At 69.4% G+C, this 16,500-nt stretch carries 14 protein-coding genes; 9 read left to right on the top strand and 5 right to left on the bottom strand.

Annotated elements, in window-relative coordinates:
- Window positions 1–4: 4 nt before the first annotated feature.
- On the bottom strand, window positions 5–874 hold the full coding sequence (gene rfbA / locus ACYUD3_RS24230) for a glucose-1-phosphate thymidylyltransferase RfbA (RefSeq protein WP_470973355.1): 870 nt from the start codon (window positions 872–874) through the stop codon (window positions 5–7).
- A gap of 115 nt (window positions 875–989) precedes the next feature.
- Between rfbA and rfbB the strand changes: the two genes are divergently transcribed.
- The 9 genes from rfbB (at window position 990) to ACYUD3_RS24185 (ending at window position 13,844) form a co-directional block, all read left to right on the top strand.
- Window positions 990–1,979: a dTDP-glucose 4,6-dehydratase gene (rfbB, locus tag ACYUD3_RS24225; RefSeq protein ID WP_470973352.1), complete on the top strand. Its 990-nt coding sequence runs from the start codon at window positions 990–992 to the stop codon at window positions 1,977–1,979.
- Window positions 1,976–2,845, top strand: coding sequence for a dTDP-4-dehydrorhamnose reductase (rfbD, locus tag ACYUD3_RS24220; RefSeq protein ID WP_470973349.1), 870 nt, complete (start codon window positions 1,976–1,978; stop codon window positions 2,843–2,845). The genes rfbB and rfbD overlap by 4 nt, the downstream gene beginning before the upstream one ends.
- A complete protein-coding gene (locus ACYUD3_RS24215) occupies window positions 2,842–4,107 on the top strand; it encodes a lipopolysaccharide biosynthesis protein (protein WP_470973347.1) in 1,266 nt (421 codons plus the stop codon). The genes rfbD and ACYUD3_RS24215 overlap by 4 nt, the downstream gene beginning before the upstream one ends.
- A 182-nt stretch (window positions 4,108–4,289) precedes the next feature.
- Entirely contained in the window at window positions 4,290–4,697 is a 408-nt protein-coding gene (locus tag ACYUD3_RS24210) for a DUF2304 domain-containing protein (protein WP_470973344.1), read from the top strand.
- Window positions 4,694–5,431 carry a glycosyltransferase family 2 protein gene (locus tag ACYUD3_RS24205; RefSeq protein WP_470973341.1) on the top strand — a complete coding sequence of 246 codons (738 nt, stop codon included), beginning with the start codon at window positions 4,694–4,696 and terminating at the stop codon, window positions 5,429–5,431. The genes ACYUD3_RS24210 and ACYUD3_RS24205 overlap by 4 nt, the downstream gene beginning before the upstream one ends.
- The gene (locus tag ACYUD3_RS24200) at window positions 5,428–6,324 is read left to right on the top strand and encodes a glycosyltransferase family 2 protein (protein ID WP_470973338.1); all 897 of its coding nucleotides are present in this window, start codon (window positions 5,428–5,430) and stop codon (window positions 6,322–6,324) included. Before ACYUD3_RS24205 ends, ACYUD3_RS24200 begins: the two co-directional genes overlap by 4 nt.
- A 220-nt stretch (window positions 6,325–6,544) precedes the next feature.
- Window positions 6,545–8,728, top strand: coding sequence for a bifunctional glycosyltransferase/CDP-glycerol:glycerophosphate glycerophosphotransferase (locus tag ACYUD3_RS24195; protein ID WP_470973335.1), 2,184 nt, complete (start codon window positions 6,545–6,547; stop codon window positions 8,726–8,728).
- Between the two features lie 70 nt (window positions 8,729–8,798).
- A complete protein-coding gene (locus ACYUD3_RS24190) occupies window positions 8,799–12,344 on the top strand; it encodes a bifunctional glycosyltransferase/CDP-glycerol:glycerophosphate glycerophosphotransferase (RefSeq protein ID WP_470973332.1) in 3,546 nt (1,181 codons plus the stop codon).
- Window positions 12,345–12,347: 3 nt separating this feature from the next.
- Window positions 12,348–13,844 carry a DUF6020 family protein gene (locus ACYUD3_RS24185; protein WP_470973329.1) on the top strand — a complete coding sequence of 499 codons (1,497 nt, stop codon included), beginning with the start codon at window positions 12,348–12,350 and terminating at the stop codon, window positions 13,842–13,844.
- A 65-nt stretch (window positions 13,845–13,909) separates the two neighbouring features.
- Here ACYUD3_RS24185 and ACYUD3_RS24180 read toward each other — a convergent pair whose 3' ends face one another.
- The 4 genes from ACYUD3_RS24180 to rplU form a co-directional block, all read right to left on the bottom strand.
- Window positions 13,910–14,104 (bottom strand): hypothetical protein, encoded by a 195-nt coding sequence (locus ACYUD3_RS24180; protein WP_470973326.1) that lies wholly within the window; start codon window positions 14,102–14,104, stop codon window positions 13,910–13,912.
- Between the two features lie 165 nt (window positions 14,105–14,269).
- The gene (gene obgE, locus ACYUD3_RS24175) at window positions 14,270–15,706 is read right to left on the bottom strand and encodes a GTPase ObgE (RefSeq protein ID WP_470973323.1); all 1,437 of its coding nucleotides are present in this window, start codon (window positions 15,704–15,706) and stop codon (window positions 14,270–14,272) included.
- A 163-nt stretch (window positions 15,707–15,869) separates the two neighbouring features.
- Window positions 15,870–16,124 (bottom strand): 50S ribosomal protein L27, encoded by a 255-nt coding sequence (gene rpmA / locus ACYUD3_RS24170; protein ID WP_388966694.1) that lies wholly within the window; start codon window positions 16,122–16,124, stop codon window positions 15,870–15,872.
- 14 nt (window positions 16,125–16,138) lie between these two features.
- Window positions 16,139–16,459, bottom strand: a complete 321-nt coding sequence (gene rplU / locus ACYUD3_RS24165) for a 50S ribosomal protein L21 (protein WP_402585564.1) — start codon at window positions 16,457–16,459, stop codon at window positions 16,139–16,141.
- Window positions 16,460–16,500: the final 41 nt, after the last annotated feature.

Here is a 16,500-nt window from a genome sequence, read left to right as displayed (position 1 = left end):
CCTCTCAGGCGCCGTACTTCAGGAGGTCGAGGAGGTAGTCGCCGTAGCCGCTCTTGGTGAGGGGGCCGGCGAGGGTGCGCAGGTGGGCGTCGTCGATGAAGCCCTCGCGCCAGACCGCCTCTTCGAGGCAGCCGATCTTCATGCCCTGGCGTTCCTCGACGACGCGGACGTACTCGGAGGCCTGGACGAGGGACTGGAAAGTGCCGGTGTCGAGCCAGACGGTGCCGCGGTCGAGGACGGAGACCTGGAGTTCGCCGCGGTCGAGGTAGTACTTGTTGACGTCGGTGATCTCCAGCTCGCCCCGGGCGCTGGGGGTCAGGTTCCGGGCGATCTCGACCACGCGGCTGTCGTAGAAGTACAGGCCGGGCACCGCGTACCGGGACTTCGGCTGCGCCGGCTTCTCCTCGATGGAGCGGGCGCGGCCGTGCTCGTCGAAGTCGACGACGCCGTAGGCGGTGGGGTCGGAGACGGCGTGGGCGAAGACGACACCGCCGGCCGGGTCGCTGTACTGGGCGAGCTGCCGGCCGAGGCCGACGCCGTGGAAGATGTTGTCGCCGAGGATGAGGGCAACCGAGTCGTCGCCGATGAACTCTTCCCCGATGACGAAGGCTTCGGCGATGCCGTTGGGCTTGTCCTGCGTGGCGAACTGGAGGTTCAGGCCGAAGTCACTGCCGTCGCCCAGGAGGCGCTCGAACTGGGGGCGCTCCTCGGGTCCGGTGATGATGAGGATGTCCCGCAGTCCGGCCATCACGAGGGTGGACAGGGGGTAATAGATCATCGGCTTGTCGAACACCGGCATGAGCTGCTTCGACACCGCACGGGTGATCGGCCACAGCCGGGAACCGGTACCACCGGCGAGCAGGATTCCACGCATGACAAAACAGCCTACGGCAGCCTGATAGGGGCTCCCTACGCGGCCTTCGCAACCGGCCGGGGCCGAACGCCCGGCGAACGGTGTCTTACCTCCACGCCATACAATGCGGGCTCTTATGAAGATTCTTGTCACCGGCGGCGCCGGGTTCATCGGTTCGCAGTTCGTGCGGGCCCTGCTTCTGAACGAGCTGCCCTCGGGTGAGGGCGCGCAGGTCACGGTTCTGGACAACCTGACCTACTCGGGCAACCGGGAGAACCTGGCCCCGGTGGCGGACAAGGCGGGCTACACGTTCGTCCACGGTGACATCCGGGAGTACGCCACCGTCGATGACGTGATGCGCGGGCAGGACGCGGTGGTCCACTTCGCGGCCGAGTCGCACGTGGACCGTTCGATCGCGGACGCCTCCCCCTTCGTGACGACGAACGTGCTGGGCACGCAGGTCCTGCTGGACGCGGCCAAGCGGCACGGCGTGGGCCGGTTCGTGCACGTGTCGACGGACGAGGTGTACGGGTCGATCAGCGAGGGTTCCTGGACCGAGGACTGGCCGCTGGCGCCGAACTCGCCGTACTCGGCGTCGAAGGCGGGCTCGGATCTGCTGGCGCTGTCGTACCACCGCACGCACGGCATGGACGTCGTCGTCACCCGGTGCTCGAACAACTACGGGCAGTACCACTTCCCGGAGAAGATGATCCCGCTGTTCACGACGAACCTGCTGGACGGCAAGAAGGTCCCGCTGTACGGCGAGGGGCTGAACATCCGGGACTGGCTGCACGTATCCGACCACTGCCGGGGCATCGAGCTGGTGCTGCGCGGCGGGCGGGCCGGTGAGGTCTACCACATCGGCGGCGGCACCGAGGTCACCAACAAGGAGCTGACGGGTCTCCTCCTCGACGCCTGCGGCGCGGGCTGGGACAGCGTCGAGCACGTCACCGACCGGCTCGGGCACGACCTGCGCTACTCCCTGTCGATCGAGAAGATCCGCGCGGAGCTGGGTTACGAGCCGCAGGTCACCTTCGAGCAGGGGCTCGCCGCCACCGTCCAGTGGTACCGCGACAACCGCGCCTGGTGGGAGCCGCTCAAGGCGAAGGCGGCGCTTCCGGCATGACGCGCTGGCTGATCACCGGCGCGGGCGGGATGCTCGGCCGCGACCTCGTGGACACCCTTGAGGCACATGAGGTCACCGCGCTCACGCGCAAGGAACTCGACATCACCGACCCGGCCGCGGTGCGCGCCGCGGTCACCGGCCACGACGTGGTGATCAACGCCGCCGCCTGGACGGACGTCGACGGCGCGGAGACCGACGAGCCCGCCGCGACCCTCGTCAACGGCGAGGGCGTACGCGTCCTGGCGGAGGCCTGCGCTTCCTCAGGGGCGGCGCTGATCCAGATCTCCACCGACTACGTCTTCGCGGGCGACGCGACCGAGCCCTACCGCCACGACGCCCCGACGGCCCCCCTCAACGCGTACGGCCGCGGCAAGCTGATCGGCGAGGAGGCGGTCCTGGCGCTCCTCCCCGAGCGCGGCTACGTCGTCCGCACGGCCTGGCTGTACGGCGCGCACGGCCGTAACTTCGTGGCGACGATGCTGAGGCTGGCGGAGTCGAAGGAGACCCTGGACGTGGTCGACGACCAGCGCGGGCAGCCGACGTGGACGGTCGCGCTGTCCCGCCAGCTGGTGGCGCTGGGCGAGGCGGCCGTCGACGGCCGTGCGCCGGCCGGGGTCTACCACGGCACCGCGTCCGGTACGGCGACCTGGTTCGACCTGGCGCGTGCCGCGTACGCGCGGGCCGGTCTTGACCCGGAGCGGATCCGGCCGACGACGTCGGAGAAGTTCGTGCGCCCGGCGAAGCGGCCCTCCTACAGCGTGCTCGCGCACGACCGGTGGGCGGAGGCCGGAGTGGCCGAACAGCCGCACTGGGAAGAGCAGTTGGCGCAGGCTCTGAAAGCGATCGCCGCCGGGGCGCGCCCGTGAGCCTGCTCGACCGGATCACCACGGCCCTCCCCTCCGGCACCGCGTTCGTCGGTGCCGGCACCGCGCTGCTCGGGGTCGCGAGCTACGTCCATCTCGCGGCGGCCGGGCACACGCTCGACGTCGACGACATGGCGAGCTTCTCCGTGCTGTGGACGGTCGTGTCGTCCATCGGGCTCGGCCTGTTCTTCCCGGTCGAGCAGGAGATCACGCGGCTGGTCGCGGCGCGGGTGGTGCACGGGGACGGGATCGCGCCGGTGCTGCGGCGCGGTGCGGTGCTGTCGCTGGGGCTGCTCGCGGCGGTGCTGGTGCCGATGGCCCTGTTCTCCGCCCCGCTCGCGCGGCTGCTGTTCCACGGCGACCAGGCCCTCGTCCTCGCTCTCGGCGGTGCCTTCGCGGCGCTCGCGGTCGCCTATGTGACGCGCGGGGTGCTGGCGGGGCTCGGGCAGTTCAAGGCGTACGGGACGCAGCTGGGGCTCGACGGGGCGATGCGGATCGTGCTGCCGGGGCTGCTGGCGGTCGCCGGGGTGAAGTCGGTGTTCGCGTTCGCGGCCGTGCTGACGGTGTCGCCGCTGCTCGCCGTGCTCGCGACGCTGCGTCCGGTGCTCACCGGGGCCCGGCACGGGTCGCCCGCGCACTGGCGGGAGTTCATCGAGCACCTGGGTCTGCTGGTCGGTTCGACGCTGCTCGCGCAGGTCCTCGTCAACATCGCGGTCATCAGCACCAAGCTCATCTCGACGAACGACGACGCGCTGGTCGCGGCATTGTTGTCGGCGCTGGTGCTGGCGCGGGTGCCGCTGTTCGTGTTCGGCGCGTTCCAGGTGTCGCTGCTGGCGGGGCTGTCGTCGGCGGTGGCGGAGCGGGACTGGGCGGGGTACCGGCAGCGGCTGCTGCGGGCGGTGACGATCACGGGGAGTCTCGGGGTCGCGGGCGGGATCGGCGCGACCGCGCTGGGTCCGGTGCTGCTGCCGGTGCTGTTCGGGGCGCCGGACGTGCTGACGGCCGTGGACTTCGCGTGGCTGTCGCTCGGGACGACGCTGTACATGCTGGCGATGGTGCTCGGTCAGGCCCTGCTGACCAGCGGCGGAGCCCGGTTGCAGCTGCTGTCGTGGGTGGTCGGCACAGCGGTTCTGCTGGCGGTGACGTTCAGCTCGCTCGAGCTGCGAACGAGGGTCGAGGTGGCCTATTCCGCGGGGTCTTTCGCGGTGGTCGCCTTCATGTCACTCGTGGTTCGCGCTCGTGTAGGCTACCGTTCGCCGCACTGACGAGAGTGATCATCATCCCATCACTCCAGGTAGTCGATGTGTACGGACAGTGGACCACAGTCCGGCGGCCTCTCTGCGCGGCCGTCCACCCCGGCACATCCATGAGTACATCCCTGGTACACCTTCTGGAAGAGTAGACAGGCCTTTTCCCTCATGAGTCGTCCGACCTACCGGAGCGCGGCATGAAGTTGTGGATGCTGACCTCGGTCACCGGCGTGTTCCTGGTGCTGTGCATCGTGGAGCTGCTGCGCCGCCGAAAGCTCAAGGAGAAGTACGCCTTCCTGTGGGTCTTCACCGGGATGGTGATCATCCCGCTGGGCTTCTTCCCGTCCGGACTGGACGCGGTGGCCCGCAATGTCGGGGTGCGCTCGGGTGTGAGCCTGCTGCTGTTCCTCAGCGTGGCGTTCCTCTTCATCGTCTGCCTCCAGCTCAGCTGGGAGGTGGGTCACCTGGAGGAGGAGGGCCGCACGCTCTCCGAGGAGGTGGCCCTGCTGCGGGTCGACGTCCAGGAGCTGCGCGGGCAGCTGGCCGAGCGGGAGACCGCAGGCGTCCCCGCCGGTCCGGTCTCGGGTTCGGAGAAGCTGAAGTGACCGACGACAAGCGCGTACTGATCATCATGCCCGCGTGGAACGAGGCCGACGGCGTCGCCGACGTCGTCAAGGAGGTCCACTCCACGCTGCCGGACGTCGATGTCCTGGTCGTCGACGACGGCTCGGCCGACGACACGGCGAACGTGGCGCGCGGCGCCGGGGCGACCGTCCTGAAGCTGCCGTACAACCTCGGCGTGGGCGGTGCGATGCGCGCCGGCTACAAGTTCGCGCACGACCGGGGCTACGACATCGCCGTCCAGGTCGACGCGGACGGCCAGCACGACCCGCGCAACGTGCCCGAGCTGATCGAGCGCCTGGAAGCGGGCGCCGACCTGGTGATGGGCGCCCGCTTCGCGGGCACCGGCGAGTACGAGGCCAAGGGTCCGCGCCGCTGGGCCATGCTCGTCCTCGCGTTCTGGCTCTCCCGCATGGCCCGCACCAAGCTCACCGACGTCACCTCCGGTTTCCGCGCCTGCGACCGCGACCTGATCGCGGCGTTCGCGCGCTGGTACCCGGTGGAGTACCTGGGGGACACCGTCGAGTCGACGATCGCCGTCGTGCGCGCCGGCTACCGGGTCGAGCAGGTGCCCGTGGCGATGCGCGCGCGCACGACGGGCACGCCGAGCCAGTCCCCGTGGAAGGCGACGATGTACCTCGGCCGGATCGGGATGATCCTGCTGCTCGCCTTCAGCCGCCGCGCCACCCTCGGACCCGCGCGGAAGAAGGCCAAGTGACCATCGACATCATGCTGCCGCACTACGGCGACACGGCGCTGATGCAGGCGGCCGTGCGGAGTGTGCTGGACCAGACCGACAAGGACTGGCGGCTCACGGTCGTCGACGACGGCCGCGAGCCGGGCGTACCGGAGTGGTTCGCCTCCCTCGGCGACGAGCGGGTGCGCTATCTGCGCAACGAGGTCAACCTCGGGATCACCCGCAACTTCCAGAAGTGCGTGGACCTCGTCGAGGCGACGCACTTCACGATGCTCGGCAGCGACGACCTGATGATGCCGGCCTACGTCGAGACGCTGCGCGCGGCGATCGAGGCGGAGCCCGGGGCGGCGATCTACCAGCCGGGCGTCGAAGTCATCGACGAGCACGGCCAGCCCGTCACCACTCTGGGTGACGAGGTGAAGCGCCGCCTGTACGCGCCGAAGACGAGCGACGGCAAGCGTCTGGTGCTGTCCGGTGAACCGCTGGCGGCGAATCTGCTGGGCGGGAACTGGCTGTACTTCCCGTCGATCTGCTGGCGCGCGGACGCCGTCAAGGCGATCGGGTTCCGCGAGGAACTCTCGGTCATCCAGGACCTGGCGCTGATCATCGAGCTGATCCGGCGCGGTGAGCGGCTGGTCGTCGACCCGGCGCCCGCGTTCCGCTACCGCCGGCACTCCGCGAGCCTGTCCTCCGCCGAGGCGGCGACCGGCAGCCGGTTCGGGGAGGCGGTGCGCTTCTTCAACGAGGTCGCCGACGACCTGGACGCGTTCGGCTGGCACAAGGCCGCGAAGTCCGCCCGCCGTCATCTGTCGATGCGGCTGCACGCCCTGACGATGCTCCCGGGCGCGCTGCGCCACCGCCGCTCGGACGCGGTGCGCCGGCTGCTCGGGTACGCGTTGACCAGATCCGAGTGACGTTCCGGCGGCGGGCGGCTCCTCGTGACCGCGGGCCTTCGGAACCATGGCCGTTCGCGGAACGTTGGCAGAACACGTTGGCAAAGAAGCCGTAAGGGCCGTGGCCCCCGAGGAACCCGAGCCCCCCGCCCCCTCTCTTAAGGGCCGAGGCCCCGAGGCCCGGCCCGACTCCTGCACCGCCTCGACCGCCTCCCGTCTGCGAAAGCCCGAGTCCATACATATGACTGCCGAGTCCACCGAAATCTCCCAGGCCCCCCGGTTCAGCATCGTCGTACCGGCCTACGGCGTGGAGGCGTACCTGCGGGACTGCCTCGACTCCGTGCTGGGGCAGGCGTACACGGACTTCGAGATCATCGCGGTCAACGACGCGTCGCCGGACGCCTGTGGCGCGATCATGTCCGAATACGCGGACGCCGACCCGCGGGTCGTGGCCGTCCTGCTGGAAGAGAACGTGGGCCTCGGCCGGGCGCGCAACGTCGGGATGGAGCGGGCCCGGGGCGACTATCTGATCTTCCTGGACAGCGACGACGTGCTGCTGCCGGGCTCGCTCCAGGCGATCGCGGGCCGCATCGAGGCGACGGGCGACCCGGAGCTGCTGGTCTACGACTACGACCGCACGTACTGGGACGGCCGGGTCACCCCGAACGCCAAGCGCAAGATCCTCACCGACGCCCCGCGCGGCGCCTTCGGCCTCGACGACTGCCCGGGTCTCCTCGAACTCCTCCAGGTCGCCTGGAACAAGGCCTACCGCCGGGACTTCGTGCGGCGCTGGGGCTTCGTGTACCCGACGGGGTACTACGAGGACACGCCGTGGACGTACCCGGTGCTGGTGGCCGCCGAGTCGGTCGCGGTCCTGGACCGGGTGTGCGTGCACTACCGCCAGCGCCGCCAGGGCAGCATCCTGTCCTCCGCGAGCCGTAAGCACTTCGACGTCTTCGACCAGTACGACCTGGTCTTCGGCTTCCTCGCCGCGCACCCCGAGTTCGACCGCTGGCGCGGGCCGCTGTTCGAGCGGATGGCGTTCCACCTCGGGGTGATCGAGCGGATGCCCGGCCGGCTCCCGGCCGGCTCCCGCGCCGAGTTCCGCGCCCGCCGCCTGGAGTCCGAGCGCACCCACCGCCCGGCCGGCCAGGTCAGCAAGCCCAAGCCGCGGAAGAAGGGCGTACGAGGCGTCGCGAACCGTCTGCCCGGCAAGCTGCGGGGGCCCGCTCGCAAGGCGTACCGGGCGGCCCGCAAGCTGAAGAAGCCGGTGCGGACGGCCGTCCTCATGGCGTACTACCGCGCCCAGCGGATGCTGCCCGTGCGGAAGGACACGGCCGTGTTCGCCGCGTACTGGAACGCCGATTACTCCTGCAACCCGGCGGCGATCGACCGCAAGCTGCGGGAGCTGGCGCCCGGGGTGAAGCCGACGTGGGTGCTGAAGCCGGGTCCGCGCAACCGGCCGCCGGCCGGGACCAGGACCGTGCACCCGGGCTCGTTCGCGTTCTGGCGGGCGATGGCCCGCAGCAAGTACTTCGTCAACAACGTCAACTTCCCCACCAAGGTCGTCAAGCGGCCCGGCCAGGTCTTCGTCCAGACCCACCACGGCACGCCGCTCAAGCGGATGGGTGTCGACCAGGTCGAATACCCGCTGGGCGCCGCCCAGTTGGACATGAACCTGCTGATGGACCGGGTCGACCGCTGGGACTACAGCGTCTCCTCCAACAGCTTCACCACCGCCGTCTGGGACCGCGCCTACCCCTCCACGGCGTACGCGTCGCTGGACTACGGCTACCCGCGCAACGACATACTCGTCAACGCGACGGACGCCGACCGCCGCGCCGCCCGCGAGAAGCTGGGCCTCGCCGAGGACGCCAAGGTCGTCCTGTACGCGCCGACCCACCGCGACTACCAGTCGGTGCCCCAGCCCCTCCTGGACGTCGAGCACTTCGCGCACGAGATCGGCCCCGAGTACACCGTCCTGGTCCGCGCCCACTACTTCAACCTCGACACCGGGCACGGCAACAGCGGCGGCATCGTCGACGTGAGCGGCCACCCGAGCGTGGAGGAGCTGTACCTGGCGGCGGACTGCCTGCTCACCGACTACTCGTCGCTGATGTTCGACTACGCGATCCTGGACCGCCCGATCGTCATCTACGCCAACGACTGGGAGGTGTACCGCGCCACCCGCGGCACCTACTTCGACCTCCGCATAGAGTCGCCGGGACCGATCGCGGCGACCAAGGAAGACCTGATCGACGTCTTCCGCTCCGGCCGCTGGAGCGGAAGCGCGTCCGCGAAGGCCCGCACCGAGTTCCGCCGCCGGTTCTGCGAGTTCGACGACGGCCGCGCCGCCGAACGCGTCGTGCGCCGCGTCTTCCTCGGCCAGGAACCCGAGCCGCCGCGGCCGTCCATGGGCGGCTAGAGCTACCGTGTCCGGCGAGTCCGGTCATGTCCGGCAGGACCCTCACCCTGAGAAAGGCGCAGTACCCCAGATGCCTCCCCGTCTGTCAGTAGTCGTTCCCGTGTACAACGTGGAACTCTTTCTCGACGAGTGCCTCCAGTCGGTCGCGGACCAGACCTTCACCGACTGGGAGGCCATCGTCGTCGACGACGGATCGACCGACGGCAGCCTGGCGATCGCCGAGCGGTGGGCGGCGAAGGACGACCGCTTCAAGGTCGTCGCGAAGAAGAACGCGGGCCTCGGCCCGGCCCGCAACACCGGCGTCGAACACGCCGACGCGGGCGCCGAGTTCCTCGCCTTCGTCGACAGCGACGACATCGTCCTGCCGGACGCGTACGAACGCTGCGTCGCGAGCCTGGAGAAGACGGGTTCGGACTTCGTCAGCGGGAACGTCAACCTGCTGAAGGCCGGGGAGATCATCAAGTCCCCGCTGCACCAGAAGCGGCTGCGCACCGACCGCGAGCGCACCCACATCAGCCGCGACAAGGACCTCATCTACGACCGCACCGCGTGGAACAAGGTCTTCCGCCGCTCCTTCTGGGACAGGAACACGTTCGAGTTCCCGGGCATCCTGTACGAGGACGCGCCCGTCACCCTCCCCGCGCACTTCCTCGCGAAGTCCGTCGACGTCCTGGGCGAGCCGGTCTACCTGTGGCGCCAGCGCACCGGCGGCGCCCCCTCGATCACCCAGCGCCGCACGGAACCGGTCAACGTCCGCGACCGCATCAGATCCTGCGACTCCGTCAGCCGCTTCCTCGCCGGCCAGCCCGGCGAGAAGTACGCCGCCCACAAGCGGTGGTACGACGAGATCTTCGTGACCGACGAACTCCCCTTGTTCATGGGCGTGTTGGACGAGGCGGGCAGCGAGTTCCGGGACCTGTTCCTGACCGGCGCCTCGGACTTCCTCAGCCGCGTCGACCCGGCCGTCTTCCCCAAGCTCCCCGTGTCGCTGCGCCTGAAGTGCCACCTCATCCAGGAGAAGCGCCTGGACGAGCTGATGGAACTGCTCGCCTACGAGCGCGAGACCGGCCGCGCCGTCCCCGTCGTCCGCCAGGGCCTGCGGCACTTCGCCGACTACCCGGTCCTCACCGGCGAGAGCGTCCCGCGTTCGGTGCTGCGCGTCGACAACGACTTCGCCGCCCGCGCCCGCGCCGAGGAGGTCGTCTGGCAGGGCGGCAAGCTGCACATCAAGGGCCACGCCTACATCCGCAACCTCGCCGCCGAACGCCCCCAGCCGACCACGCTGCGGGTGCTGATGCTGCGCGAGACCGGCAGCCGGCGCACGGTCCTGGTCCGCCCGGACCGCACCCAGGCCGCCCGCGCCACCCAGACCTCCGGCCAGTCCCTGCACAACTACGACTGGTCCGGCTTCGCCCTCGGCCTCGACCCGCGCAAGTTCAAGGCGCGCGGCGGCTGGCGGGACGCCGTGTGGCGGCTGACCGTCGCCACCGTCCAGCAGGGCATCGTGCGCCGCACCCGCCTCAAGGCCGGCGAGAGCGGCAGCGCCGAGTCGCCGGTGCCGTACTGGGTCGAGCCCGACGTACGGGTCGTGCCGTTCGTCGCCGACGACCACATCTATCTGCGGGTCGAGCTGGTCCGGGCCCGGCTGACCGGGCACCGGGTGAGCGGCGGCGTGCTGGAGCTGAAGGGCGCGCTGGGGCACGAGGCGGTGTCGGGCAAGCTGGGCCTGAAGCTGACCCACGGCTCGACGCAGGCCGTCCTGTCGTACGAAGTGCGGCGCGAGGGGCGGGAGTTCACCGCTTCGGTGCCGCTCGCGGACCTGGACGTCGACGGGCGGGACGTCGCGAACTGGGACCTGACCGACAAGTGGTCGGCCGAGGTCACCGTCGACAAGAAGGCGCACCCGCTGGCGGTGCAGGCGGGCGAGGGCGACCTCACCCACCAGTACCCGCTGGACGGCGCCCCGGTGTGCGGCTGGGGCGAGCGGACGCTGGCCGTCGCGGACGACGGGGTGGGCCGGCTGGCGCTGCGCACCCAGCGCGCGCAGCCCGCGGTCTCCTCGCTGTCCGTCACCGCCGAGGGCCGGGTCGTCCTGGCGGGCGCGCTGCCGGTGAAGACCGACGAGCCCGTCGAGATCGTCATGCGGCACAGCCGGCACTCCGAGGAGCACTCCAGCCCGGCGGCCCTGGTCGACGGCGTGTTCCGCGCCGACTTCCTGCCGGTCCCGGACAGCCTGAGCGAGGTCCCGCTGCGCCAGGGCCGCTGGTATCTGACGGCGCGCGCGGCGGAGTCCCGTACGGAGGTCCCGCTGCGGGTCGTCCCCGAGGCGCTCGGCGATCTGCCGGTGCGGTTCGCGGTGCGCGGCCGGGACTACTCCCTGACCCACCGCTTCTTCGACCGCCTGCTGGTCGAGGCGGCCCCCGACCTGCTGCCGGACGAGTTCGGCTGGTACCGCCAGCGCGAGCTGCGCACCGGCGTGTACGAGACGGCCCGCACGGCGTCCTTGCGCGACACCGTCCTGTACGCGTCCTTCTCCGGCCGCCAGTACTCCGACTCACCGCGCGCGGTGTACGAGGAGCTGGTGCGCCGGGGCGACCAGCTGGAGCACATCTGGGTCGTCGAGGACAAGCGGGCGCAGATCCCCGAGGGCGTGCGGGTGATCCGCCGCTGGAGCCGCGAGTGGTACGAGGCCCTCGGCCGCTCCCGCTACATCGTCACCAACACCCACCTCCCGCACTGGATCCGGCGCCGCGAGGGCCAGGTGATCGTGCAGACCTGGCACGGGACCCCGCTGAAGCGGATCGGGCACGACATCGACAGCGTGCAGTTCGCCGACCGCAAGTACCTCTCCAAGGTGGCGGAGGAGACGCCCAGCTGGAGTTTCCTGGTCTCCCCGAACCGGTTCTCGACGCCCATCATGAAGCGGGCGTTCCAGTTCGAGGGGGAGGTCCTGGAGTCGGGGTACCCGAGGAACGACCTGCTGCTGTCTTCTGACACCGCGGAGCTGGCTTCCAAGGTCCGCGAGCGGATCGGCCTGCCCGCCGGCAAGAAGATCGTGCTGTACGCGCCGACGTGGCGGGACGACCAGTTCTACCGGGCCGGCAACTACAAGTTCGACCTGCGCCTGGATGTGAAGAAGGCGCGCGCGCGGCTCGGCGACGACCATGTGCTGCTGGTGCGCAAGCACTCCAACATCGTGGACGCGGTGCCCGGCGCCGGGGACGGTTTCGTCTTCGACGTCTCCAGCTACCCGGACATCGCCGAGCTGTACCTCATCACGGACGTCCTGATCACGGACTACTCCTCCCTGATGTTCGACTTCGCGAACACGGGCCGTCCGATGCTGTTCTTCACCTACGACCTGGAGTACTACCGCGATCAGCTGCGGGGCTTCTACTTCGACTTCGAGGGCCAGGCCCCGGGCCCGCTGTTGCAGACCTCGGACGAACTCATCGACGCGCTCGGCGACATCGAGCGCATCCACGCCTCCTACCAGGAGAAGTACCGGGAGTTCAAGAACATGTTCTGCGACCTCGACGACGGCCTCGCCGCCGAGCGCGTCATCACCCGGATGCTGGAGCTGGCGCACCCCGACCGACCTGCTACGGAGCGCTGAGAGTTGTCTGTCACCGCCGTCTCGCGGACCCGCCTCAGAGAGGCCTGGAACCGCATCCCGCCCAAACGCCGCCTGCCCCTGACGGTGTACGCGAGCACCCAGTTCGTCTTCCTCCTGTGGTGGGCGGCCTTCTATCCGGGCGGGATGAGCTACGACTCCATCTCGTACGTCTGGCACGTCACGACGAACCACTGGATGTCGAACCATTCCGTGGCGTACGACGGCCTGGTCTGGATCTCGCTGAACGTCACGGGTGATCTGGCCCTGCTGACCTTCGCGCAGACCATCGGCATGGCGGTGGCCCTCGCCTATGTGGCGGTGACGCTGCGGCACTTCGGGGTGCCGGGCAAGTGGAGCGCGCTCGCCGCGCTGGGCTGCGCGGTGCTGCCGTCGATCGGCACGTTCACCATCTTCATCTGGAAGGACGTCCCCTTCGTCATCGGCGCGCTGCTGGCGTTCGGGGCGTCGGGGCGGCTGGTGGCGCGCCGGATGCGGGGCCGGCAGGCGGTGAAGGACAAGGCGTTCCGCGACCAGGTGATCGTCCTGTTCGTCGGCTTCCTGATGATGGGCCTGTTCCGCAACAACGGCCTGCTCGTCGCGGTCATCGCGTGTCCGGTGCTGCTGCTGGTCCTGCCGAAGATGCGGCGCGCGATGCTGGTGGCGACCGTGATCCCCACGGTCGTCTCGGCGGCGCTGCAACTGGTCATCTATCCGGCGCTGGGCGTCATCACGCCGACGAAGGACCAGGTCTACGCGCTGAACTACGCGGACATCGCGGTGGCGTACGGCAAGGCGCCGTGGACGTTCACGACGGCGGACAAGAAGCTCATGGCCGAGGTGGCGCCGCTCTCCCACTGGGGCGGCCGGGCGGCGAACTGCTGGAACGCCGACTGGGCGATGCAGAAGCCGATGAACCGCAAGAAGGCGGCGGAGCTGAACACCGAGTTGCTGGATCTGTGGGGCCGCGTTCTCAAGCGCACCCCGGACCAGCTGATCGGCGCCCGCCTGTGCCGCTCCCAGATCGCGTGGGGCATCTTCCCGGGTCCGGCGTCGATGGACGGCAACACCCTCATCACGGTCCCGTCGGTCCCGAAGAACCTGTACGGCTGGGCCGACTGGAACCCCCAGATGCGGGACAGCCCCTACCGCCCCGAACTGAAGATCCGCCCCCTGAGCGACACGCTCCACAACGCGGCGTACTTCACCTGGAAGGCGACCAAGGCTCCGCAGCTCCAGTGGCTCCTCTTCCGCGGCGCGATCTGGTGCTACGCGGCCTACGGAGTCTTCCTGTGGTTCTCCCGCCGCCAGCGCACATGGGCCCCGGTGGCGATGATGTCCATCCCCCTGGCCCTCCAACTGACGGTAGTAGCAGCCAACCCGGCCCCCCTGGCCCGCTACATGTTCGCCCCGATGTTCCTGGGCATCATGACACTGCCACTGCTGGCGGCAAGGCCGAGGTGGGGCAGGGAGAAGAAGGCTACGCCGGAGCCGGTGGCGTAGCGGAGAGCATGTAAGAAGGGCCCGCCCAGACTCCTGTCGGAGATTGGGCGGGCCCTTCGCTGTCCTCAGGAGTTCAGGGACATGACGAGATAGACCATCGCGGCAAAAAGAAGCACCCCGAGAACGACGAGGACGATCAGCGCACATCCGAGCGCACTGGAGACCCCGGCGATGGCCCACCAGCCGAGCCGAGCGGCTTTGTCGGCCCGCCGGACGGCGTCGTCGTAGGGGCGGGGGTCGTCCCAGTTGGGGTTGGTCATTGGGGCCTATGGGGGACGGGAGAGGGCAGGCGGCGAAGCGGGGGGCGGCCGAAGGCGTTTTCAGGGGCGCGGGCTGTATCGATTTGCGGCTCCGCCGCGTGGGCGCGACCAGCCACGGCGAACCCGCAGCCGCCGAACCACAGCTCCCCCACCCCTACACGCCCCCTAGAACGGCTCGAACCCCTCGAACTCCTGGGTCGCCTCGTCCCGTTCCGCCTGCTTGTCGCGCCGGCGCTGAGTCGCGGGCCGGGGTGCGTCGAAGCGGTGGTCCTCGCCACGCCGGCCGAGCATCTCCGCCCCCGCCATCACCGTCGGCTCCCAGTCGAAGACCACCGCATTGTCCTCAGGCCCGATAGCCACCCCGTCCCCCGACCGAGCCCCCGCCTTCATCAGCTCCTCCTCCACCCCGAGCCGATTCAGCCGGTCCGCCAGATACCCGACCGCCTCATCGTTGTTGAAGTCGGTCTGCCGCACCCAGCGCTCCGGCTTCTCCCCCCGCACCCGGTACAGCCCGTCCTCCTCACGGACAACGGTGAACCCGGCGTCATCCACGGCCTTGGGCCGGATCACGATCCGCGTAGCCTCTTCCTTCGGCTTAGCCGCCCGCGCCCGCCCCACCATCTCCGCCAGCGCGAACGACAGCTCCCGCAACCCGATGTGCGCGACGGCGGACACCTCGAACACCTGATACCCGCGCGCCTCCAGCTCCGGCCGCACCATCTCGGCGAGATCCTTGCCGTCAGGAACATCGATCTTGTTCAGAACGACGATCCGAGGCCGGTTGCTGAGCCCGCCGTACTGCCGCAACTCCTCCTCGATGATGTCGAGATCGGAGACGGGATCCCGCTCGGACTCAAGCGTCGCGGTGTCGAGCACATGCACAAGAACACTGCACCGCTCGACATGCCGAAGAAACTCGAGCCCAAGCCCCTTGCCCTGACTGGCCCCGGGAATCAGCCCGGGAACGTCGGCGATCGTATAGACGGTCGAACCGGCCGTGACGACACCGAGGTTGGGGACGAGAGTCGTGAACGGATAGTCGGCAATCTTCGGCTTCGCCGCGGAGAGCACGGAGATCAGCGAGGACTTCCCCGCACTCGGGTACCCGACCAGCGCGACGTCGGCGACGGTCTTCAGCTCAAGGACGATCTCCCCGAGATCCCCGGGCACCCCCAGCAACGCGAACCCGGGCGCCTTGCGCCGAGCGGAGGAGAGGGCGGCGTTCCCGAGCCCGCCCCGCCCGCCCTGCGCGGCCACGTACGAGGTCCCGTGCCCGACGAGGTCCGCGAGGACGTTGCCGGCCCGGTCGAGGACGACAGTGCCGTCCGGCACGGGAAGGACGAGGTCCTGCCCGTCCTTGCCGGACCGGTTGCCGCCCTCACCGGGCTTGCCGTTGGTCGCCTTGCGATGCGGCGAGTGGTGGTAGTCGAGAAGCGTCGTGACGGACTGGTCGACGGTGAGGATGACGTCCCCGCCCCGCCCGCCGTTCCCGCCGTCGGGCCCGCCGAGCGGCTTGAACTTCTCACGGTGGACGGAGGCACAGCCGTGGCCTCCGTTACCCGCGGCGACATGCAGTTCGACGCGGTCCACGAAGGTGGTCATGGTTCAGTGCCTCCAAAGAAGAAACAAGTACTACCTATGTCAACACGCGAAAGGCGGACCCGCCTTCCCGAACGGGAAGTGAGGTCCGCCTCGCGAAAAGCCTTCGATGAGCTTCCTTGAAAGCCTCACCCGAAGCTTTCGAAAAAGCTTCCGATCAACCGATTCAGGCGACCGGAACGATGTTCACGACCTTGCGGCCACGGTGGGTACCGAACTCCACCGCACCGGGCTGAAGCGCGAACAGCGTGTCGTCGCCGCCACGCCCGACACCCGAACCCGGGTGGAAGTGCGTACCGCGCTGACGGACCAGGATCTCACCCGCGCTGACGACCTGACCGCCGAAGCGCTTCACGCCGAGCCGCTGGGCATTGGAGTCGCGACCGTTCCGGGTGGACGATGCGCCCTTCTTGTGTGCCATTGCTCAGTCCCTCTTTACTTCGCGGCCGTCGGGATGGACGTGACCTTGATCGCCGTGTACTGCTGACGGTGACCCTGGCGACGGCGGTAACCGGTCTTGTTCTTGTAGCGAAGGATGTCGATCTTGACACCCTTGTGGTGGTCCACGACCTCGGCCTCGACCTTGATACCGGCCAGCACCCACGGGTCGCTGGTCACAGCGTCGCCGTCGACAACGAGCAGGGTCGAGAGCTCGACCGTGTCGCCAACCTTGGCGGTGGAAATCTTGTCAACCTCGACGATGTCGCCGACAGCAACCTTGTGCTGGCGACCACCGCTGCGCACGATGGCGTACACGCGGATCTCTCTTTCGCTCGGAGAACGGCACCCCCGCAGGC

Source organism: Streptomyces sp. AMJ-169 (assembly GCF_055597585.1).
This window is presented reverse-complemented; position numbering and strand designations above follow the sequence as displayed.